Source organism: Lentimicrobiaceae bacterium, assembly GCA_020636745.1.
Classification (GTDB): domain Bacteria; phylum Bacteroidota; class Bacteroidia; order Bacteroidales; family Lentimicrobiaceae; genus Lentimicrobium.
In genome coordinates this window covers 49,901-71,447 of the sequence record JACJXH010000005.1, presented here as the reverse complement: position 1 = coordinate 71,447, position 21,547 = coordinate 49,901, and the positions used below count along the sequence as shown (strand labels likewise).

At 41.4% G+C, this 21,547-nt stretch carries 17 protein-coding genes and 1 tRNA gene; 6 read left to right on the top strand and 12 right to left on the bottom strand.

Annotated features, from left to right (window positions below):
• Nucleotides 1–9 precede the first annotated feature (9 nt).
• The 6 genes from accC to H6541_09190 all read right to left on the bottom strand — a co-directional run bounded on the left by accC (nucleotide 10) and on the right by H6541_09190 (nucleotide 7,061).
• A complete protein-coding gene (gene accC, locus H6541_09215; protein ID MCB9015959.1) occupies nucleotides 10–1,509 on the bottom strand; it encodes an acetyl-CoA carboxylase biotin carboxylase subunit in 1,500 nt (499 codons plus the stop codon).
• A 466-nt stretch (nucleotides 1,510–1,975) separates the two neighbouring features.
• The gene (locus H6541_09210) at nucleotides 1,976–3,460 is read right to left on the bottom strand and encodes a PAS domain S-box protein (protein MCB9015958.1); all 1,485 of its coding nucleotides are present in this window, start codon (nucleotides 3,458–3,460) and stop codon (nucleotides 1,976–1,978) included.
• Nucleotides 3,461–3,477: 17 nt separating this feature from the next.
• Nucleotides 3,478–3,891, bottom strand: coding sequence for a response regulator (locus tag H6541_09205; protein MCB9015957.1), 414 nt, complete (start codon nucleotides 3,889–3,891; stop codon nucleotides 3,478–3,480).
• Between the two features lie 20 nt (nucleotides 3,892–3,911).
• The gene (locus H6541_09200) at nucleotides 3,912–5,597 is read right to left on the bottom strand and encodes a hypothetical protein (protein MCB9015956.1); all 1,686 of its coding nucleotides are present in this window, start codon (nucleotides 5,595–5,597) and stop codon (nucleotides 3,912–3,914) included.
• Between the two features lie 443 nt (nucleotides 5,598–6,040).
• Nucleotides 6,041–6,114 (bottom strand) — tRNA-Arg (locus H6541_09195).
• Nucleotides 6,115–6,179: 65 nt separating this feature from the next.
• Nucleotides 6,180–7,061 carry a hypothetical protein gene (locus H6541_09190; protein ID MCB9015955.1) on the bottom strand — a complete coding sequence of 294 codons (882 nt, stop codon included), beginning with the start codon at nucleotides 7,059–7,061 and terminating at the stop codon, nucleotides 6,180–6,182.
• 140 nt (nucleotides 7,062–7,201) lie between these two features.
• On the opposite strand from H6541_09190, the gene fbaA reads away from it, so the two are divergent.
• The gene (gene fbaA / locus H6541_09185) at nucleotides 7,202–8,281 is read left to right on the top strand and encodes a class II fructose-bisphosphate aldolase (GenBank protein MCB9015954.1); all 1,080 of its coding nucleotides are present in this window, start codon (nucleotides 7,202–7,204) and stop codon (nucleotides 8,279–8,281) included.
• A 106-nt stretch (nucleotides 8,282–8,387) separates the two neighbouring features.
• Here fbaA and H6541_09180 read toward each other — a convergent pair whose 3' ends face one another.
• The 3 genes from H6541_09180 to H6541_09170 all read right to left on the bottom strand — a co-directional run bounded on the left by H6541_09180 (nucleotide 8,388) and on the right by H6541_09170 (nucleotide 10,820).
• The gene (locus tag H6541_09180; GenBank protein MCB9015953.1) at nucleotides 8,388–9,239 is read right to left on the bottom strand and encodes a universal stress protein; all 852 of its coding nucleotides are present in this window, start codon (nucleotides 9,237–9,239) and stop codon (nucleotides 8,388–8,390) included.
• A gap of 221 nt (nucleotides 9,240–9,460) precedes the next feature.
• Nucleotides 9,461–9,868 carry an SPOR domain-containing protein gene (locus H6541_09175; protein ID MCB9015952.1) on the bottom strand — a complete coding sequence of 136 codons (408 nt, stop codon included), beginning with the start codon at nucleotides 9,866–9,868 and terminating at the stop codon, nucleotides 9,461–9,463.
• Nucleotides 9,869–9,968: 100 nt separating this feature from the next.
• Entirely contained in the window at nucleotides 9,969–10,820 is an 852-nt protein-coding gene (locus H6541_09170) for a universal stress protein (GenBank protein ID MCB9015951.1), read from the bottom strand.
• Nucleotides 10,821–11,042: 222 nt separating this feature from the next.
• On the opposite strand from H6541_09170, the gene ruvB reads away from it, so the two are divergent.
• From ruvB to H6541_09150, 4 genes are all read left to right on the top strand, one after another.
• Nucleotides 11,043–12,065: a Holliday junction branch migration DNA helicase RuvB gene (gene ruvB / locus H6541_09165; GenBank protein MCB9015950.1), complete on the top strand. Its 1,023-nt coding sequence runs from the start codon at nucleotides 11,043–11,045 to the stop codon at nucleotides 12,063–12,065.
• A gap of 213 nt (nucleotides 12,066–12,278) precedes the next feature.
• A complete protein-coding gene (gene queG, locus H6541_09160; protein ID MCB9015949.1) occupies nucleotides 12,279–13,229 on the top strand; it encodes a tRNA epoxyqueuosine(34) reductase QueG in 951 nt (316 codons plus the stop codon).
• Nucleotides 13,222–14,484, top strand: coding sequence for an arginine deiminase (locus H6541_09155; protein ID MCB9015948.1), 1,263 nt, complete (start codon nucleotides 13,222–13,224; stop codon nucleotides 14,482–14,484). The genes queG and H6541_09155 overlap by 8 nt, the downstream gene beginning before the upstream one ends.
• 62 nt (nucleotides 14,485–14,546) lie before the next feature.
• Nucleotides 14,547–17,396 (top strand): insulinase family protein, encoded by a 2,850-nt coding sequence (locus H6541_09150; GenBank protein MCB9015947.1) that lies wholly within the window; start codon nucleotides 14,547–14,549, stop codon nucleotides 17,394–17,396.
• Between the two features lie 227 nt (nucleotides 17,397–17,623).
• Here the strand turns inward: H6541_09150 and H6541_09145 are convergent, their stop codons facing one another.
• The 3 genes from H6541_09145 to hflX all read right to left on the bottom strand — a co-directional run bounded on the left by H6541_09145 (nucleotide 17,624) and on the right by hflX (nucleotide 20,466).
• Nucleotides 17,624–18,211: a hypothetical protein gene (locus H6541_09145; GenBank protein ID MCB9015946.1), complete on the bottom strand. Its 588-nt coding sequence runs from the start codon at nucleotides 18,209–18,211 to the stop codon at nucleotides 17,624–17,626.
• A gap of 258 nt (nucleotides 18,212–18,469) precedes the next feature.
• Entirely contained in the window at nucleotides 18,470–19,033 is a 564-nt protein-coding gene (locus H6541_09140; protein MCB9015945.1) for an AAA family ATPase, read from the bottom strand.
• A gap of 248 nt (nucleotides 19,034–19,281) precedes the next feature.
• The gene (gene hflX / locus H6541_09135) at nucleotides 19,282–20,466 is read right to left on the bottom strand and encodes a GTPase HflX (GenBank protein ID MCB9015944.1); all 1,185 of its coding nucleotides are present in this window, start codon (nucleotides 20,464–20,466) and stop codon (nucleotides 19,282–19,284) included.
• Between the two features lie 247 nt (nucleotides 20,467–20,713).
• On the opposite strand from hflX, the gene H6541_09130 reads away from it, so the two are divergent.
• Nucleotides 20,714–21,481, top strand: a complete 768-nt coding sequence (locus H6541_09130) for a hypothetical protein (GenBank protein ID MCB9015943.1) — start codon at nucleotides 20,714–20,716, stop codon at nucleotides 21,479–21,481.
• The last annotated feature ends 66 nt before the right edge of the window (nucleotides 21,482–21,547 follow it).

The following is a 21,547-nucleotide window of genomic DNA, read 5'->3' as shown; positions in this document are numbered from 1 at the left end:
AAGAATAGTTTATATGTAGGCCTGACGTTGCGGGTCTTTCCAGCGGCTGGTGGTAGTTACAGCGTTTGCACCCGTTTTAATTTTCTCTAGTTTGCTGGTATGCTCCAGATATGTGGCTATCAGGGCGATATCTTCGCATACTCCATCGCAATCATGCTGGCCAAAAAGGAATTCTTTGTTTTCTTCAATAAAGTGAGTATTGTATTTTCCTGAGCGAAAAACCGGTGCTTCCATAATGCGGGCCAGAAATGGGATGGAAGTTTTGACACCTGTAATTTTATACTCCTGTAATGCTCTGCTCATACGATTAATGGCTTCTTCACGCGTGCCAGCCCACACAATCAGTTTTGAAATCATGGGATCGTAATAAATCGGAATGGTATAGCCTTCATATACATAGCCATCATGTCTGACACCAAGGCCCAAAGGTTCAGATATATGACGAATAGTTCCGGGGCTTGGCATAAAATTCTTTTCAGGATCTTCTGCATAAATCCGGCATTCAACAGCATGGCCGTTTTGTTTTAGATCTTCCTGTTTAAATGGTAGTTCTAAGCCATTGGCAATGTTTATCATTTCCTTTACCAGGTCAACGCCAACTACACGTTCAGTAATAGGGTGCTCTACCTGAAGGCGGGTATTCATTTCAAGAAAGTAGTAGTTGAGGTTATCGTCTACAATAAACTCAATTGTTCCGGCGCCATGGTAATGCGCTGCTTTGGCAGCAGCTACTGCATGAGCTCCCATCTCGGCTCTGATGGCCGGGGTTAACAAGGGCGAAGGGGTTTCTTCAATCACCTTTTGATGACGTCGTTGTACTGAGCATTCGCGTTCAAAAAGATGTATGGCGTTGCCGTGTTTATCTGCCAGTATTTGAAACTCAATATGATGGGGCGATTCAATGTATTTTTCGATGTAAACTGCATCATCGCCAAAAGCTGACTTTGCTTCAGAGCGGGCTCCTCGCAGCGAACTTTCTATTTCTTCTTCCTGCTTAACGAGTCGCATCCCCTTTCCGCCGCCCCCTGCTGAGGCCTTTATCATCACAGGAAGGCCTATTTCATGAATGGTTTTTTTGGCAGCTTCAAAGTCGGTGATTTTATCGACGGTGCCGGGTACTACAGGAACACCTGCTGCAATCATCGTCTTGCGGGCTGTAATTTTATCTCCCATCTTCAGGATTGCATCCGGATTGGGGCCTATAAATTCAATCCCCTCCGCTTTGCAACGTGCAGAAAATGCAGCGTTTTCAGATAAAAACCCATAACCGGGATGTATGGCATCAGCTTTTGATTTTTTTGCTGCCTCAATAATCCGATCAATGTTAAGGTAGCTTTCTACCGATGGTGCTGGCCCTATATGCCAGGCTTCATCGGCATAACGTACGTGCATGGCCGAACGATCGGCATCAGAAAATACTGCTACAGTGGGAATGCCCATTTCGCGGCAGGAACGCATGATGCGAACTGCTATTTCACCGCGATTGGCAACAAGAACTTTTTTTATCATAGAAACTGATGATAACTTTATTGCTGATTTAGCTAAAGAATTTTTCCGGCTTCGGATGTTTTTTAAACAGATAAACCGCTCATTTGTTAAATCAAATTTAACAAATGAATTCCGGAAATCAACATTTTTTTTATTATTTACCGAAAAACATCATTCGAATTCGGGCTTTGCAGGGCGTTTATTTGATTTAATATCGACCTTTAATGCTTGAAATACAGGAATATGTATGTATAAAGATGGGAGTATAAGAATAACCGGATATATTAATTTATCAGGCATTCGAACAAAGTAATGATTGTTATGGTGAATTTTTGAAGGTGATGAAAGAAAAATATAGAGGGAGCTACGATTGGAAATTGTTTTTCATTGAACCAGTCATCATAATTTGAAGGAATGGCTTTCCTGAATTTCCAACAATTGCAGAAAATTGAACGACACGAGGAAAATCAAAAGAAACAGGGAAGTTTTATTGGGCTTTAGGTAGCGTAAAAATAAACTTGCAGCCTGCTCCGGCTTCGCTTTCAACTCTTATATTTCCGCCATTTCTATCAACAAATTCCTTACACAATAAGAGCCCTAATCCTGTTCCTTCTTCTCCTTTTGTTCCTTTGGTACTGTGTTGATAATCAACCTTAAACAGGTTGTCTATTTGCTTTTGATTCATGCCAATGCCAGTGTCAGACACGGTAATTTCTGCCTCATTTTCAGAGATTGAATGTGCAGTTATATTAACTGTTCCGTCTTGAGAGGTGAATTTAATGGCATTTGAGGTTAGATTGCGCAAAATAGCATGTGCCATATTCAGGTCGCCAAAAATATTAAGTTCAGGTTCAATATGGCTGGTTAATTTAATGCCTTTTCCCATGGCATTGGCAATAAGCAGCTCAATTACGGCCTTTACCAGATCGTTGAAATTAAAGTTTGTAGGTTTATATTCCATTCGGCCGGTTTGTAACCTTGACCATTGCAGCAGTTTTTCAAGCAGATTAAAAGTGTTGCGGCTCAGGTCTCTGATTACTTCAATATACTCCTGAACCTCTTCTTTGCTCAACGAATCGTAATCGGTTGAAAGGATGTCGGAGAATGCCATCAGTCCATTAAACGGTGTTCTCAGGTCATGTGCTATGATAGAGAACATTTTATCTTTGCTGGCATTGCTTTCACGAAGGTCATCCGAGTATTTTTTTATTGCTTCTTCAGCCTTCTTTTTTTCTGTAATATCTTCCGCCACTTTTATGTAGCCAGTGAGATGCCCTTCATCATTGTAAAATGGTGAAATGGTGGTTGCTTCAAAAAAAAGTTCGCCGGATTTACGCTGATGACGTGTAGTGCCATGCCACTTGCCACCACTATTCAGGATGTCTCTCATTTCCTGAATTATTTCTGCTGTATTGTATGTTTGGAGGTGTTCCAGTAAGCTGCTTCCAATAAGTTCCTGGGGTATATATCCGGTAATTTCTGTAACGCGTGGATTTATATAATTAATAATGCCATTTTCATCGGTCATTATAAGCATACTAGGGCTTTGCTCAACAGCCATGCTGAGTTTTTTGATTTGCTCAGCAGTTTTTTTGTTACGCAGTGTGCTTTCAACAATTAAAGGGAGCATTTTCAGGTGGTTATACTCAATGTCTTTAATGACATAATCACTGGCCCCTAATTTAATTGCTTTAACGGCAATATCTTCATCGCCGGTTCCTGTTACCAGAATAACCGGCGTGCCTGTTTTAATAAACTCGGGAAGAAATTCAAATGAGTTGCCATCGCCCAGTAAAAAGTCAGAGATAACAACATCAAATTCATTATTCTGAAATACTTCACGCGCTGATTTGACAGAACCTGCCGTGGTGAGCAAATACGGCAAATCCTGTTCTTTCATAAATCTTTTAAAGGCCATTTGGTCAACCAAATCGTCCTCAATATAAAGTACCTTGAGTTTGTTGTCAGTCATTTTAGTTTAAATTTCAATTATCCCGGCAATTCACTAAGCGACCAATAAAGTTTAATGGCCTTTATCACCTCGACGAATTTTTTGTAATCAACAGGTTTAACCATATAACCGGCTACGCCAAGATTAAAGGTGTCGACCCGGTCAATTTCATCAAGTGAAGTCGTTAGTACAATAACCGGAATCAGTTTCAGGTTATCATCCTTTTTTGCAATTCCCAAAAATTCGATGCCATTCATCCTGGGCATGTTCAAATCAAGCAAAATGATGCCTGGCTTTTCGTTTTCAGAATCTCTGAGGTAGGTAAGCGCTTCTTCACCGTTTTCAACGGTTACAACAGGATTTAGAATATTGAGTTCCTTCAGTGCCCTTTTTACTGTCATGGCATCAATCATGTCGTCTTCGACCAACAAAATTGGTTTATTCTTTATCATGGGTCAATCTGGATTTGTTTTTATTTTAAGATGGTAAAATTAAAAGTAATTCCCTCACCCGGCACAGATTTAACTGTAATTCTGCCTCCATTACTTTCAATTATTTTTTTTACGATTGTTAAACCAATACCTGTACTTTCATATTCATCGCGTGCTTTCAGGGTTTGGAAGATTTGGAAAATTTTATCGTAATACTTTTCCTCAATGCCCGGTCCGTTGTCAGATACTGATAATTCCCACTCGTTTCCTAAATCTTGGCACCGGATATGGATTTCTCCGACTTCTTTGTCATTGTATTTTACGGCATTGCTGAGCAGATTCTCAAAAATCTGTAAAATACGGGTTGGTCCAAACGAAACAACAGGCAGGTTTTTGTCAACCGTTATTTTGAATTTTTCAGGAGGGGCAATCATTTCAATGGCTTCATGAACTACCTTGTTAAGATCCATTAATTCATTCTCCTCTTTTACACGGGTAACTCTTGAATAGGACAAGACCCCTTCGATTAAAGCCTGCATCCGGTTTACGCGATTCAACAGCAAGTCGAGTTGCATCTTGCCATCATCGTCAATTTTATCGGCATAATCGGCATATATCCATTGCGAAATGGAACCTATTGCCCTCAGAGGGGCTTTTAAATCATGAGAAACAATGTAGGCAAAGTCTTTTAGTTCGCGGTTGGCATTGTCTAATTCGGCAATCAGCTTTTCTTTCTGTGCTTCTGCTTTTTTACGCACTTCAATTTCTGTTTCAAGTTTTTCAGTTTGCTCGAAATAGGTTTCAATCATTGCCCCTATCTGTTTAAATTCACTTTTGAGGCTCATAAGTTTTAGTCTTTCGTTTTTGCCTTTCAGGTGAAGCGCCTGTGATACTATGTTCAAGGGCTTGTTTACAAGTGAGTTGAATGCAAAAAAGAAAATAATGAGGATGGCAGTTATAAGTGTAGCCAGAAACCAGGTTGATATTCTGGTTAATTGACGAAAGACAGTTACAATGCTATATTCTTTTTCAAGTTGCAACCAGGCAACAGGCTGCCCGTCAAATCCATTTAACGGATAACTTGTGGTGATTTTATTTCCGTTCAGGCTTACAGAATCAACGCTGGTCAACAAAATGCTGATTTTTCCTCCTGTCAGATTTTCAAGGCTGCTCAGATAGGTGCTATCCAATAATCTTCCCATAAAGAAATAACCCTGAGGGGGTTGTTTGCGGGCTTCGTCGTTTGAACGGTGCATGGTAGCGCCTTGCATTTCCAGTACGCCCCGTTTGGTGGTTATATAGTATTTAATAAAATTTTCGTGGTATAGTGTAGGGAAAACCTCGGCAGATATTGGTTCAGGAATCGATTCAATGGTATCGTATAGCTCTGCTTCAAAAGCTGTTTGCAATGATTTGTCATACATTAATACCTCATTTACATTAAAGGAATTGAATAAGGTATAAATGTTATCCTGAGCAAAAGCTTCATTTCGATCATTCAGATAATTGACTAAATCATCCCAATAAGTGTAGTCATAGAGAGTGGAGTAGATGGTTTCAGATTTTGCTGTAATGGCTGTTCTAAGAATCGAATTTTGTTGTTCAATTCCTGAATTTACAAGAATTGAGTTTTGCTTTTTTTGAATTTGCATGATGGTTAAAAATCCTGCAAAAAGTATTAAGGCTGTAATAAGCAGAATGATTAGCAGTTTATTCTGAGTTTTCATATTCAGGCTTTAGTCGTTCAAGGAGTAAATTTAAAAAGTTTCATTTTCAGGGGGCTTCCTTGCATAATAATGTCATTATTTAAAGAAAGTAACCTCAAAAAAGCGATTACATGAAAACTTATAAATCTAATGTTGTTTGATGAGGCCTGAAAATGATTCTCTTCATGATTTTTCCTGAAATTTAACATATTTCTATTGGCTTTGCGTGACGTTTATCCAAAATTATAATGGCCGGATTCGGCTTGTTTTTTTGAGGGGTTTCACTTGGGGTTTCACCGGATGGTTTTATCAAACAAGGGAAATAAAGTTAGTATCTGCCTGTTGCTTGCCGGAAAAAACTCTTGGGTTTTCCTGAAAAGCTTTGTGGTAACAGAGGTTTAAAGCCGGTATATTTAACAGAAAAAGATAAAAAAAAGCCACCAGATTTTGGTGGCTTTTGAGCGTGACCCCGACAGGATTCAAACCTGTGACCTTCAGAACCGGAATCTGACATTCTATTCAGCTGAACTACGGGGCCTTATTCAGGCTGCAAATTTACATCTTTTGAGCTTCTGTAGCAAATCAAGTTGTTAATATCGTTTTTTATTGGTTTCCTTCTTCTGATAAGTTCCACCATGTATCTTCAAAGAAACAGGCAGTTACCAGGTTTTTGGGTGTAAATTCGAAGTAATAATTAACCGGTGTGATTGCTTTTGGCGGGTTTTTCCAAAGGTCGCCACCGGGCTGTTGTGGTTCAAAAAGTGATGCAATCCGGCTTTTAAAATCAACTGGCGAGCGTTTTCGTGAATCGCAGATGACATAAAAGGGTTTGTTTGCTTCGCGGCAAACCAGCGCAATAGGGTAGGTTCCTATCTTGTTTGTAAAGCCGTCGGTAAATACATTGTCGGCTCCCATAACAGCAAAATCTACTTCATGAATAAATCTTCCGATAGCTGCTTCGTTGATAAAATGGACTTTGCACCCTAAATCGCTGAGAGCTCTTGCCTGTAGCTTTCCTTCAAATACCGGGCCTGACATGGTTTGATATACAGATGGGAATATGTTGTGAGTTGCCAGATGTTCAAACAATACATGAATACTTGAGCTGTTGCTGTGCAGCAGGATTTTTTTATTCTGAAATTTAACCAGTCGTTCCATTTTTTCGGCAGCCTGACCAATGCTTTCGCTCCAGGTATGATTATATTCCTTGATAAATTGCTCAATTCTGATAATCATCCTCTCTTTGCTCCATGCGTTGTGTTCAGCCTGATCGAGCAGATCGAAAAACTGCTGCATAAAGTGATGAAGCACTGCCAAATCAGGGAAATGAGTAACTACAGCATTGAGGTTTGAACGCAGATACTCAGGATCAATATCTCGACTGTTAATGTAAGTTTGAATGCTTTTAATGATTTTTTCGAGTATGGCAGCCGAACCCGAATAGTTGTCGGAAATAAGTTCGCGTATTTTAATCTGAAATGACATATTATGAAGTATATAGCGGAAAAATAGAGCGTTAGGCAATAAAATAAGCTGGTTTTATCCGCACAAAGAAAATAAAATTGTTCAATTATGATTACCTTTGCGAAGATAAATCATTCAGTTCAATTAAATCAAACATTAACATGTCAGAAAGAATTTTCGATAAGGTAAAGCCAGGTGTGGCTACAGGAAATGATGTACAGGAGATCTTCCGTATTGCTAAGGCCAATGGTTTTGCAATGCCGGCAGTAAATGTTGTTGGTACCGACTCGGTAAATGCAGTAATGCAGGCTGCAAAAGAAGTGAATTCGCCTGTTATTATTCAGTTTTCTAATGGTGGTGCCCATTTTTATGCCGGTAAGTTTCTGAGTAATGAAGGCGAACGTGCTGCAATAGCAGGTGCTGTTTCCGGAGCGAAACATGTACATCTGCTTGCCGAAGCTTATGGAGTGCCGGTTATTCTTCATACTGACCATGCTGCCAAAAAACTGCTACCTTGGATAGATGGGCTCCTCGATGCTGGTGAAAAGCACTTTAAGGAAACTGGAAAACCCCTTTTCAGCTCGCACATGCTTGATCTTTCGGAAGAAAGCCTGGAAGAAAATATCGAAATCTGCAGCAAATATCTGGCGCGGATGAGCAAAATGGGCATGACGCTTGAAATTGAGCTGGGTGTTACCGGCGGCGAAGAAGACGGGGTTGACAATACCAGCGTGGATAGCTCAAAGCTGTATACTCAGCCTGAAGATGTGGCTTATGCCTTTGAAACCCTGAGTAAGATCAGCGATCGTTTCACCATTGCGGCTTCTTTTGGCAATGTACATGGTGTGTATAAGCCCGGAAATGTGAAACTTCAGCCCGTTATCCTTAAAAATTCACAGGATTATATTCAAAAGAAATACAATACTACAGAAAAGCCGGTGAATTTTGTTTTTCACGGGGGGTCCGGTTCAAGCCGCGAAGAAATTCGTGAGGCCATTTCTTATGGGGTAGTTAAAATGAATATTGATACCGATACCCAATGGGCTACATGGGAAGGCATTATGAATTACTATAAAAAGAATGAAGGTTATCTTCAGGCCCAGATTGGCAATCCGGAAGGCGACGACAAACCCAATAAAAAGTATTACGACCCGCGTAAATGGTTAAATGAAGCTCAGAAAACCATGATTGCAAGGTTGAAAATTGCTTTTGAAGACCTGAATAGTCTTGACAGAAACTAACCTGATAATAAAAAAGCCCCGCTCTGATACTGAACGGGGCTTTTTTTGTGTTATGGTCTTTTTAAACGAAATATTTTCAATTGTTTTTTTTCGAAAGCAGCCTTTTTTAATAACCCATTGAGATAAGAATCTCTTTTGGATGGATGCTTAATACGGGAATAGGAGAATGATGCACCATTTGCTGGGCGTATGGTCCCAGCCAAAGATTAATGGCGGTTTTTTCCTGTTCGGTCATTATGGAAATAAGATTGGCATTTACCTGTTTTGCATATTCCATGGTAGTTGTGCTTAAATTTTCAGCATCAACTTCAATCAGCTGGTTGTTAACACCGCTTTCTTTCAGATATTTACAGGCTTGTTTGGCATAGCTAAGCACTCTTCCCCTCACATCATCAACCGTAGTGGTATATACGGCAAGTACATGAATGTCAGCATTAAATGCCTGGGCAAGTTCGGCCGTAAATGGTACTTTCTGCCGGGTTTCCATTGTACTGTCGATGGGCATAACGATAAGTTTCAGGTCACGGCTGATTTCTACGCCTGCACGAATGGTAATAATGGGGCATGGGGCTGCAGTAACAATGCGATTGGCATTGCTGCCCATCCAGAGTTCTTCAAAGCCGGAAGAACCATGTGTTCCTGCTACAATCAGCCAGGCATCTGATTCCCTGGCCTGGTTTACCACTTCTTTGTATACTTTACCTTCTCTGATGATGTAATCAATTTTTGAGTCGGGCAGTTGCGGACTATACTTGTTGATCAATCTGGTGAACTGATGCTCAACTTCTTCCACCAAATCATCTGATAAATCAGAAGACAGGATGGTTTTGGTCGTATATGGATTATTAACCCATAACATAAGAAGGTTGGCTTTTGAATGCCTGGCAATATTGACTGCATGCTCCAGGGCATTGATTGAGCAGTCAGAAAAATCGACGGCTGAAATGATGGTTCTCATGGCTAGGCGTATTAAGTGGCTGTCAGGCAATGTTACTGCTAATTTAACCAAATTACTTTACTCTTGCAAAACTAAATCAGGAGAATAATTTACCTTTCCTGCATTTGGCTCAAGCGTCACTTATTTATAATCAATCAAATCGAAACTGGCAAACGGTTAAAATTATATTGTATGCTTATTAACTTATTCAATGATTCAGGCAAATAATTCGAAAAGCCGAATTATTCATTTTTCAGAACTGGAGGGTTAATCATGTCAGAGGTTGCAAATGCGTTGGGATATTCTGCTTGTATTGTTTTTTTAAACCCTTCGGCTTCGAGCCTCGAACGGAAATCGCCTACCCTTACCCGGTAATAGGGCTCTTTAAATGAAAGATATGCCTGTGTATCAGGGTAAACAGATGAAAACCGGTTAAGTACATCGCTGGCCCTGCGTTTTGAGTTGGCTCCTGAATCAAAAAAGATCTGAACCCTCCAGCCTTCCAGGGTGCTTTGATGCTGGTTCAGATAAATATGCTTTTCAACAAGCTGGTTTATGCGTGGATCTGAAATAACCTCTACTTCCCCGGATTGTGCGAAGGAATATATGCCGGCAAATATGAGGAAGAATAAAGCACCTAATTTTCTCATTCGTTAGTTGAAATCAGTTTATGGTTTTACAATGCTTGCCTGATGGAAAACCTTTTTCAGGCATTTACCTGCAAAATTATACAATTGGGATTACGTAGGATTAACGGGTTGAAATAGCATATATTTCACGTGGCTGAATACTTAACACCGGAATTGGTGAAAAGTTTACCATTTGCTGCGCAAACGGGCCAAGCAGAATATTAGAAGCCGTTGTTTCCTGTTCGGTCATAATGGCGATCATGTCTGCTTCCACTTTTTGTGCATATTCGATGGCTGCATTGGTAATGTTATCAGACAGAATGGTTTCGGTACTGTAGTTTACACCTGCCTCTTCCATGAATTTCTGAGCTTGCCTGGCATAATTTTCAACTTTGCGTTGCATGGTTTTTATGCTTGTGGTGTTCAACGCGAGCAAATGGACGTCAGCACCAAAAATTTTAGCAATCTCAATGGTAAAAGGCACTTTTTGTAATGTATCAAGCGTACTGTCTACCGGAAGTACAATGCTGCTGATACCCTGCGGGGTAATATTGAAGTCGTGTCTTACTGTAATTACAGGACAGGGGGCATAGGACACAATCCGGTAGGCATTACTGCCAATCCAAAATTCTTCATAGCCGGTAACTCCATGTGTTCCGGCAATGATAAGTGAAGCATCGCTGAACTTGGCCTGATTGGCCATCTCCTGATAAACTTTGCCTTTCCTGAGTTTATAACTCAACTTGCCATATTTAAGTCTGCCCTTGTTTGCCTTTAAAATCTCATCAAGGTTTTTATTGGCCTCTTCGCGAAACTCATTTACCTCAGACGAAAAAGCAAAGTCCTGGTTGGTGTGGCTGTCAACCCAAACCATCACAACACTGCTTTTTATATGATTGGCAAACTCAATGGCATAATCAAGGGCATGGAGGGAGCCCTTTGAAAAATCAATGGCTACAACGATGTCTTTCATGGCGGTTTGGTGTTGGTGATACAGAGGGCTAATGTATTAATTTTTTCTTTAATCAGAGCATCAGAGGCTTAAGTAGTTTAACATTTTTGAAATGAGTGTAGTCTGAAATGCTCAAGGCCTGAATGTGAGACAACAGAAGCCAAATCACAATGAGACCGAGCGTACAGAGGGAGTTCTCTGCATCAACCTATTTTCTTATCTTTGCTTTTCAATTCAGTAATTATGAATCAAAACCTCGATGCTTCGAATGAATACCTGAGCCCGGCTGAAAAAGAGATCGAAAAGGTATTGCGTCCTTCCGATTTTACTGACTTCTCGGGGCAGCCCGGTGTTGTAGAAAATCTGAGGGTTTTTGTTCAGGCGGCTAAACTTCGGGGCGAGTCTCTTGACCATGTATTGTTGCATGGCCCTCCCGGTTTGGGAAAAACAACCCTTTCTCACATCATAGCCAATGAATTGGGTGTTAATATCCGGATTACTTCAGGGCCGGTGCTTGATAAGCCCGGAGATTTGGCTGGTTTGCTTACCAATCTTGAACCCAATGATGTGCTATTTATTGACGAAATACATCGACTTAGCCCGGTAGTGGAAGAGTACCTCTATTCGGCAATGGAAGATTTTCGCATTGACATAATGATTGAAACCGGCCCCAATGCAAGAAGTGTGCAGATTGCCCTCAGCCCTTTCACGCTCGTTGGAGCCACTACCCGGTCAGGACTGCTTACAGCACCGCTCCGGTCGCGCTTTGGTATAAATGCACGTCTTTCATACTATGATGCTGCCACCCTTGAACGGATAATTGTTCGTTCGGCCGGAATCCTTCGCGTGAAAATCAGCAGCAATGCGGCTTCTGAAATTGCCCGGCGCAGCCGTGGAACCCCTCGTATTGCTAATCTGCTTTTGCGCAGAGTACGTGATTTTGCACAAATTAAAGGCAATGGCGATATAGATTTGGCTATTTCGCAATTCAGTTTGGCTGCCCTACAGGTAGATAAAAACGGGTTGGATGAAATGGACAACAAGATTTTGACTACCATTATTGATAAATTCAGGGGAGGGCCGGTTGGCCTTACCACTATTGCAACTGCTGTTGGCGAAGATTCCGGTACAATTGAAGAAGTTTATGAACCTTTCCTGATTCAGGAAGGTTATCTGATGCGAACCCCGCGTGGCAGAGAAGTAACGCCTATGGCATACTCTCACCTGGGCAAAATAAAGCCCGGAAGCCAGTCTGAACTATTCTGATTGAATGAACAGCTATATTTATGCTGTGACTTTTGTGACTGAATAATTGAATGTGAATGATTTCTTAATGAAGTTACTGGGCTCAAATGAATGGCTATGGTGAAAATATTTGGTGCTATTGGCTTTTTTATGCATTTCATTGAGTGTCGGTTATCGTATTAATCGCTTAAATATGAGCATTTAATTCGTTAAAACAATATTCATACGGTTGTTATGCAGGAAAAAGCCCGGCTTACACACTTTATTAAGCAAAATGCCGCATCTCTGGGCTTTTCGTTTTGCGGTGTCAGCCAGGCACGAAGGCTTGACGAAGAAGCATCACGACTTGAAGACTGGTTGAAAAAGGGGATGCATGGCCGGATGCGGTATATGGAAAATCATTTTGACAAACGACTTGACCCCCGGCTGCTTGTTGACAATGCCCAATCAGTGGTCTCATTTATGTATAGTTATTTTCCGGAGCCTGTTGTGAATCAACCTGCGCCGCTGAAAATTTCGAAGTATGCCAGAGGAGCTGATTATCACTTTGTGATAAAAGAAAAACTTCAACGCCTGGCTGAAGATTTGAAAGCCGAAGCAGGTGAAATCAATTACCGCATTTTTGTCGATTCTGCCCCTGTCCTTGACAGGGCATGGGCTGTTAATTCTGGTATAGGATGGATAGGGAAAAATACCATGCTCATCAGCCGGCGAAATGGATCTTTCTTTTTTTTGGCTGAACTGATTACCGACCTTGAGTTGGAATATGACTTGCCTTTTGGCGGAAGTTATTGTGGAGATTGTACCCGATGTATGGATGCCTGCCCGACAGGAGCCATTATTGGCCCCAGGCAACTCGATGCCAATCGATGTATTTCTTATCTTACCATTGAGCTGAAAGATGAAATTGGGGCAGAATTTAAGGGTAAAACAGACAACTGGATTTTTGGCTGCGATATTTGTCAGGACGTTTGTCCCTGGAACAAATTCTCCATTATTCACGCTGAACCTCAATTTCATGCTAAAGCTAACTGGTTGGAGTGGAGCGTTGAAGAGTGGGAAAAAATGGATAAACCCCTGTTTAATGAGATATTTGGACGTTCTGCTCTGAAACGGACTGGTTTTCTTAAACTAAAAAATAGCATTAGCTTTGCCGGCAATAATGAAAAGGAACAAAATGAATAGTGAGAAATTAAGCGTTGATGTAAGGTCTGAGATTGGTGTACTTGAAGGTGTTGTGCTTCATACACCCGGAAATGAAGTAGAAAACATGACGCCCAATACTGTGCAGAAAGCGCTTTATAGCGATATTTTAAACCTGAGCGTTGCAGGCAATGAATATGCTCAGTTCAGGGGCGTGCTCGATAAAGTCACACGTACTTTTCAGGTACGCGATTTATTGACAGATATTCTGAAAAATGATAAGGTAAAAACCGGATTGGTAAACCGTATTGCCGATCATGAAAGGGTTGACAATATCCGCGAAAAATTGCTGGATATGGATCCTGCGGCTCTTACCAGTGCCTTTATCGAAGGGGTGGAACTTGACCGCGACAACCTGTCAAAATTTCTGAGCAAGGAACGTTTTGAAATGGAACCGCTTCATAACTTCTTTTTTACCCGCGATGCCTCCATATCCATTGGCGACCAGGTGTTTATCAGTAAAATGGCCAGCCGTGTGCGCGACAGGGAATCCATTATAATGGAAGCCATTTTTGATTATCATCCCACATTTATTACGCAAACGGTTAACCCTTTGTCAAGTCGCAATTTATGTAAGGATTTTAGTTTTGAAGGAGGTGATTTTCTGATAGCCCGCGAGGATATTGTACTGGTTGGTACCGGATTGCGCTCAACTCCCAAAGGAATAGATTTTTTAGTTGACCACTATAAAAAAGAGCGTAAAACCCGCCATATTATCGTGCAGGAATTGCCTTATGAACCTGAATCATTTATCCATCTCGACATGGTTTTTACTTTTCTCGATAAGGATACCTGTATGATTTACGAACCGCTTATTTTACGTTCGAGCCGATTCCTTACCATTCATATTACAATTGACAATGGTAAGGTCAAAATTACAGAAGAGAAGGATATACCAACTGCCCTCAGGGGATTGGGCATGGATTTGAAAACCATTAACTGCGGAGGTTCACGTGATGTTGTTACGCAGGAGCGTGAGCAATGGCACAGCGGCGCCAATTTTTTCGCCATTGCCCCGGGTAAAGTAATGGGCTATGGCCGAAATGTTTATACCCTGGAAGAAATGAATAAAAACGGGTTCTCTATCGTCAAAGCCAAAGATATTGTCAATGGAAAGGCTGATATCAATGCTTATGAAAAATGTGTTATCGCCATTGAAGGTGCTGAGCTTTCGCGTGGTGGCGGTGGTTGCCGCTGTATGACCATGCCTGTGCGCAGGGCATCGGTCGATTGGTAAAATAAGTGTACTTTTAAGCAAAAATTAATAGCCAAACATATATACATCAATTACTCACCGATATGAAGCTTTTTTCAAAACTACTGACTATGGGAATGCTATCCGGCTCAATGATGTTCGGAATATCCGATACAGAAGCACAAACACGTGGCGCTGGTGATTTCAGCGTTGATTTTACCAAGTATAAACTTGATAATGGCCTTGAAGTGGTGCTGCACCCCGACCATTCAGATCCGGTGGTTTCGGTGGCTATACTTTACCATGTAGGTTCAAGCCGCGAAAAGCAGGGCAAAACCGGTTTTGCACACTTCTTTGAACATATGTTGTTCCAAAACTCGGAAAATGTTGGAAAAGGCGTGTTTTTCAAGAAAATTGACGACCTCGGCGGAACTTTTAACGGCGGCACCTGGAATGATGGTACCGTTTATTACGAAGTAGTTCCTAAAGATGCGCTGGAAAAAATCATGTGGATGGAAAGCGATCGTATGGGTTTTCTAATCAATACTGTTACCGAGCTGGCGCTGGCACGTGAAAAGGATATTGTGATCAACGAAAAACGTCAGCGTGTTGATAATCAGCCTTACGGACATACGGGCTATGTGATTGATCAAAACCTGTATGGTCAGGGGCATCCTTATTCATGGCAGGTTATAGGTTCAATGGACGACCTCAGAAGTGCCACCCTCGACGATGTACGCGAGTTTTATGATAAATATTATTGTGTTAATAACGCTACCATGGTGATTGCCGGTGACTTTGATGAGCGTGAAGTCAAAAGTCTGGTGCAGAAATATTTTGGCGAGTTTAAAGCACGCACCAAGCCCGAAACGATGAATCCCATGCCGGCCAGGCTAACTGTAACAAAGAAATTTTATCATGAAGACAACTTTGCCAGGCTTCCTGAACTTAATATGGTTTTTCCTTCAGTAGAAACGTATCATCCTGATTCATATGCTCTTGAGGTTTTAGCAGACCTGTTGGCCGATGGTAAAAAAGCTCCCCTTTACAAAGAGATTGTCGAAAACAGGAAACTTGCGCCTAAAGTAATGGTATATAATAATCCGATGGAGCTTGCCGGCAAATTCAACATTGTTGTAAGAGCTTTTGAAGGCGTTGACCTTGATCAGGTAAACGAAGCCATCAATGAAGGTTTCAGACAGTTTGAAAAGAACGGTTTTACTGATCAGGATATGCAGCGCATCAAAAACCTGCGCGAAACATCGTTTTATAACAGCATTGCCAGTTTGTTGGGCAAATCATTTCAATTGGTTCAATCCAACGTTTTTGGAGGCGACCCTGCCCGTATGATGGATGATGTCAGATTGCTCAATGCTGTGACCCGTGAAGATGTAATCAGGGTTTATAATACCTATATCAAAGGCCATAATTTCTTAGCTACCAGCTTCGTGCCTAAAGGAAAGCCCGAATTGGCTCTCGATGGCTCCGAAAAAGCTGCAGTTGTGGAAGAGTCGATTGAAAATTCAGGTTCTCAAGCCGAAGGAATGGAAGAGGTTGAAGAAAAGTTTGAGCGCACCAAAACTACTTTTGATCGTACAATTGAACCACCCCTTGGGCCTAAACCTTTGTTGAATACACCGGCTGTTTTTACATCCGCCTTATCAAACGGAATGAAAGTTTATGGCATTGAAAGCCATGAGCTGCCACTGGTTCAATTCAGTATACGTTTTAACGGAGGGCAGTTGTGCGAAAATCCTGCAAAACCCGGTGTTGCCAGGCTGTTGTCTGATTTGATGATGGAAGGAACAGCTGCTAAAACACCTGAAGAACTGGAAGAAGCTATTGGACAATTAGGCGCCAGTGTGGATGTGAGTGCCGGAGCTGAGAACATGACCATTACCGCCAATTGCCTTGCCCGTAATTATAACGCTGTGTTGCAACTGGTTGAAGAAATTCTGATGCAGCCACGTTGGGACGAAAAGGAATTTAGTCGCCTTAAGCAAGCTGCCATCAGCGGTATTGCCCAACGCAATGCCAATCCAAATGCAATTGCCGGCAATGTTTTCTATAAAATGCTTTATGGCGAGAATCATATTTTCTCAAAGCCCATTACCGGAACTATCGCGTCGGTTGAAAGTATTACATTGCAGGATTTGAAGGATTATTATAACGCTTATTTCTCACCGTCAGTGGCCAGTTTTCATATTGCAGGTGATGTAACGCGTGAATCAGCCTTAAAGTCAATTGCCAACCTCGAGCAGAAATGGGCTAAACGGGAAATCAGCCTTCCTGAATACCAGCTTCCGGCGACTCCGGAAAAGGCACAGATTTATTTTGTTGATGTTCCGAATGCCAAACAATCAGTGATTATGATTGGTTCCTTGGCAATGTCGCGCAACAACCCTGATTATTTCCCGGCCACTTTTGTTAATTACAAACTTGGCGATGGCAGCGGCTCAAAATTATTTGAAGTTCTTCGTCTTGAAAAAGGCTACACCTACGGAGCATATTCGTTTTTCATGCCACGAACAATCCCGGGTCCTTTTGTGGCCAGTTCAAGTGTACAATCGATGTATACGCTCGAATCTGTTCAGCTTTTCAATCAGATACTGGGAAGCTTTGGTAATGACTATTCGGCTGAAGATCTCGAAATTACGCGTAATGCAACGATTCGTTCCAATGCCGGTAAATTTGAAACCATCAATAGTCTCATGGGTATGCTTCAGGAAATCAGCAGCTTCGGATTACCGGTTGATTATGTTAAACAGGAAGAACTGAAGGCTGAAAAAATCAATATTGAGGAAGCAAAATCGGTTTACAGCAAGTATGTAAATCCTGAAAAAATGGTTTATGTTATTGTGGGAGATGCCCGCACCCAGTTTGATCGTCTGAAAGAAGCCGGACTGGGCGAACCGGTTCTGGTTGATATGGAAGGCAACCGTATTGTTAAGTGACAAATCTGCTTGTTTTGAATGGACAGGGGCACCGTTGCAGGTGACCCTGTCCAAACTATATTAACGTGTTAATTCTCAGCATAAACGCTGTCTTGTTCAATTTACATCTATAAATGAAAATTGCTTCTGTGAATAAAGCAAATTCTGGTGGTTTTGTAAACGGTCAGCTTTTAAATGTTTACTGATAACTTTTCTTTATTGCTGCTATTAACGCCGGATGAAATATTTTATATCCTTTTCCCGGCATTTTTATCCGTCCAAATCATGAACATCATCAGCAGCACAATGCAGACAACTGCTCTCCCTGTGTATATCAAAGCCAGTCCGCCTTTTGTTGAAATCAAAGCCAGCAAGGATGTCAGGAGCATTCCGGCCCAAATCAGGTAGCTTTCATTATTTTCTTTGGTAGTGGCCATTCGCTTTAATACCGGGAAATAAGCAATGACCAGTATGCCCTGAACCATTAGGTTGGTAATCAGGTGGTTTTGGGTGAACAGCCAGAATATGAGGATTAAAATAACGACAAGAACACACCCCAGGTCAAATTTGTTGAAACGGGTGCTGCGGTCACCGAATAGTAATATTGAAAGTGCTACTGAGCTTACAAAAAATAAGTCAGTCGTGTTGAGTACATTATCCCACAAACTGTAATTCCCTTGTTTCATATAAGTCATTAGGCTTATGCCCACAGCAAGGGTGAAGAAAACCCACATGGCCAGGGCCGGCTTTATTTTTTTATTGTAAATAAGCCAATAATAATAAATGGCCATGGCCAGATTAAGGAAAGAGACGCTGAGAATGGAAAAGGTTTTCATAGTATTTCTGGGTTATAGAAGTATTTATGTGTGGGTCTCCTCCGAAAAGTAATTTTCTGTCAGGCTTGTTTTTTGTGAATGTTGTTTTCTTAAAAGCCTGTGAAACAATATTTAGGCAGGACCTTTATAAACAATCTACTCATTTTACATGCCAGGTTATAATTCATTTGAACATTCTGGTGTCTTTGTGTTACTTCTGCAGGCTCAGAAAATGTGTGCCTTCCGAGCAAGTTCCAAAAAAGTGGAACAGCTTTTTATTTATTCAACTTCCTTGATTTTTGCCAGTGCCATTTCAACCTGATTTTCAAGCATTTCAACGGTTCCATCGTTATTAAAAGCAAAATCGGCCATTTCAATGCATTTCTTCAGGTTCTGGTGGTTGGGGTCATCAGAATTCATTTCCCTGGCTTCGTTGGCCAAAAATGTCTCAAAATCAATGGTGTCAGTTTCTGATTGCCTCAGATAAATTCTGTTATATCTTGCTTTCGCTTCGGCATCCACTGCAAAAAGGTGAAAATTACCGTTTTTTCTTAATGAGACCACCTCTCCTGGTGTACGTATGCTTTCAATTACACAATTTTTCCCGGTTGCAAGGGCCTCATCAAACAAACAATCTACAATATAGCTGGGAGAATGGGATGTGCGCAGATCGTTGGCTACTATTACCATACTGTCTCTGTTTACCGGCAGCCCCCGACGGATAATTTCTTTGCTTATAAATTCACGGACAGAGAAATGGCTGTATCCTTTTTCTCTGAGCAGATAATCAACAATGGTTCCTTTGCCGGCGCCCAATGTTCCTGTTATTCCTATAATAATCATATTCAATTCATTATTTTTCGCTGCAAAGGTATAAATTGAGCGGATTTTATGCAGATATTCTTCATACAGGCAACGGATATTTTAAACATCGTTTACAAACCGGAATAACCTGATGATAACAGAAGTCAGGTTTGCTGATATGGGCGGAAAGTCAGGGGTGTATTTTTACTATTACCTGAGATTAATTTCAGCTAAACAGGAAGATGTGCTGCAGTTAGTAAAAGCGCATAAAGCGTTTAACCGGAGAATTAATACAACAATTTATTGTAAGGGTATCTGACCACGTGAATATCGCGGATAGCTGTGTACAGGGCCGATCTGAACTCGTCGATGTGCAACTTTTTGGTGGCTGAAATAAACTGGGCAGGGTTGTTTACTTTGGCAATCCAGGTCCGCTTTAACTCGTCAAGTGTTATATTTTCGCGGGTTGCCGGGCTCAGGTCGCTTTCTTCCTTTTCAACAAATGAATAGGCATCTACTTTATTGAAAACCATCATCACGGGTTTGTCAGAAGCCTTGATATCGGCCAGGGTTTGGTTTACTACTTCAATCTGGTCTTCGAATCCGGGATGCGAAATGTCAACCACATGCAGGAGCAAATCGGCCTCACGTACTTCATCAAGGGTTGATTTAAACGATTCAACCAGGCTATGGGGAAGTTTGCGGATAAATCCTACCGTATCTGTAAGTAAAAAGGGCAGGTTGTCTATAACCATTTTCCGAACGGTGGTATCAAGGGTGGCAAATAGCTTGTTTTCAGCAAATACTTCTGATTTGCTCAGAAGATTCATCAGGGTTGATTTTCCAACGTTGGTATAACCAATTAAAGCGACTCTTACCAGCTTTTCGCGGCCACTGCGTTGCGTAACTTTTTGTTTGTCAATATCTTTTAGCTTTTCTTTGAGCAGTGATATTTTATCGCGGATAATGCGGCGGTCGGTTTCAATTTCCTTTTCACCCGGGCCACGCATTCCTATACCTCCGCGTTGCTTTTCAAGGTGAGTCCACATGCGCGAAAGCCTGGGTAAGAGATATTGTAGCTGTGCAAGTTCTACCTGGGTTCTGGCAGTAGCAGTTCGGGCCCGTTTGGCAAAAATATCCAGAATAAGGGTGGTGCGGTCAAGCACCTTGCATCCGAGTTCACGTTCAATGTTGCGCAGCTGCGACGGGCTTAGCTCGTCATCAAAAACAACGGTTGCTACCTTCTCGGCCTTGATGAATGCACTGATTTCTTCCAGTTTTCCTGAACCAACAAATGTGCGTGAGTCCGGTTTATCAAGCTTTTGAACAAATCGTTTTACAGAAAGGCCTCCGGCTGTTTCAAGTAAAAAATCGAGCTCGTCAAGCGTTTCGTTTACCAGGGTTTCATCCTGCCGGTTAGTAATAAGTCCGACAAGTACAGCAGTTTCAATTTCAGGGGAAGTGTTAAACATCAATAAATTATGTATAAAATAAAGCGGTGCAAAGATAATGTAATGGTTTGATGTTTATCAAGAATAGTGAGAATACAATTTCAATTCAATTTTTCGTGTATCATGGATGGACGGTTCAGGCTGGAAGCACGGATGGTCTTTTGAGCTTTTGGGGTTTTATTCTGCCTGATTATTGGAATTGCCCTGATTATTCATTATATTTGATTATCAATCAATCAGCTTTCAAAAACTGAATGATTTGCAGGTAATGAACAGAAAAACCTTGTTCAGCTTCCGCAAATATTTGCCCGTTGCAGGTGTGATATTCCTGTGGGGAATCCTGTATAGTTCGCTCCTGTTTGCACAACCATCCAAAAGTTTGCCATTATACTATTACGAAATCAATATAGGTTCCCAATCGCACTTTGGGCCTTTTGACCATCAGGCAGAGATATCAGGAGGATATGATTCTTTGTACTTTAATCATTTGCAGCATTTCAGGCCGGGATTTAAAACCACAATACCTGTTGAAATGGTTGTTGGATATTACCGGAATAGCAGATTGAGGCTTGAAGGCCGGCTTGGTTACTTTTATCAGGATATTGGCCTGATACGGCTTAACAGTGATGAAGAATTCCATTTGGCCTATGTGTCCACCATTTCTACAAGCCTGATGGCCATGCTATATTTGGGAAATTATGATGAAAATCTTCCTTATGGTTTTTTTATAGGGCTTTCGGCAGGCTGTCTTTATCCAATCAGGTTTTCAATGGATCAAAATATAAGTGCTTTGTACGGGATTGATAAGGTTGTGCCACATCCTCAGTTGCATTTCAGCCTTGAAGGGTGCTGGAATGCAAGAATCACAAAATCGGGCGTGTATCTTACCCTGAGGCTGGCTTCTGACCTTCCATCCACTCTTATCGGTTCAACGGGCCGGTTTCATATGCAGGAAGAATCGGCTTATTCAGCAAACGGCCGGGGAATTAAAATGTATTCTTTCAGATTGTCAGGCGGAATAGGGTATGTGTTCTGAAGTGCTTCGGAATCCGTGAGAATGCTTCACCCGTGTTAGAAAATCATCTTTGCAGATATAATAATC

Coding starts and splice junctions, on each gene's coding strand:
- hflX (MCB9015944.1), bottom strand. CDS start 20,466: ATGTTTAACACTTCCCCTGAAATTGAAACTGCTGTACTTGTCGGACTT.
- H6541_09200 (MCB9015956.1), bottom strand. CDS start 5,597: ATGAAAACTCAGAATAAACTGCTAATCATTCTGCTTATTACAGCCTTA.
- H6541_09150 (MCB9015947.1), top strand. CDS start 14,547: ATGAAGCTTTTTTCAAAACTACTGACTATGGGAATGCTATCCGGCTCA.
- H6541_09145 (MCB9015946.1), bottom strand. CDS start 18,211: ATGAAAACCTTTTCCATTCTCAGCGTCTCTTTCCTTAATCTGGCCATG.
- H6541_09140 (MCB9015945.1), bottom strand. CDS start 19,033: ATGATTATTATAGGAATAACAGGAACATTGGGCGCCGGCAAAGGAACC.
- queG (MCB9015949.1), top strand. CDS start 12,279: ATGCAGGAAAAAGCCCGGCTTACACACTTTATTAAGCAAAATGCCGCA.
- H6541_09175 (MCB9015952.1), bottom strand. CDS start 9,868: ATGAGAAAATTAGGTGCTTTATTCTTCCTCATATTTGCCGGCATATAT.
- H6541_09190 (MCB9015955.1), bottom strand. CDS start 7,061: ATGTCATTTCAGATTAAAATACGCGAACTTATTTCCGACAACTATTCG.
- H6541_09170 (MCB9015951.1), bottom strand. CDS start 10,820: ATGAAAGACATCGTTGTAGCCATTGATTTTTCAAAGGGCTCCCTCCAT.
- accC (MCB9015959.1), bottom strand. CDS start 1,509: ATGATAAAAAAAGTTCTTGTTGCCAATCGCGGTGAAATAGCAGTTCGC.
- H6541_09130 (MCB9015943.1), top strand. CDS start 20,714: ATGAACAGAAAAACCTTGTTCAGCTTCCGCAAATATTTGCCCGTTGCA.
- H6541_09180 (MCB9015953.1), bottom strand. CDS start 9,239: ATGAGAACCATCATTTCAGCCGTCGATTTTTCTGACTGCTCAATCAAT.
- H6541_09205 (MCB9015957.1), bottom strand. CDS start 3,891: ATGATAAAGAATAAACCAATTTTGTTGGTCGAAGACGACATGATTGAT.
- fbaA (MCB9015954.1), top strand. CDS start 7,202: ATGTCAGAAAGAATTTTCGATAAGGTAAAGCCAGGTGTGGCTACAGGA.
- H6541_09210 (MCB9015958.1), bottom strand. CDS start 3,460: ATGACTGACAACAAACTCAAGGTACTTTATATTGAGGACGATTTGGTT.
- ruvB (MCB9015950.1), top strand. CDS start 11,043: ATGAATCAAAACCTCGATGCTTCGAATGAATACCTGAGCCCGGCTGAA.
- H6541_09155 (MCB9015948.1), top strand. CDS start 13,222: ATGAATAGTGAGAAATTAAGCGTTGATGTAAGGTCTGAGATTGGTGTA.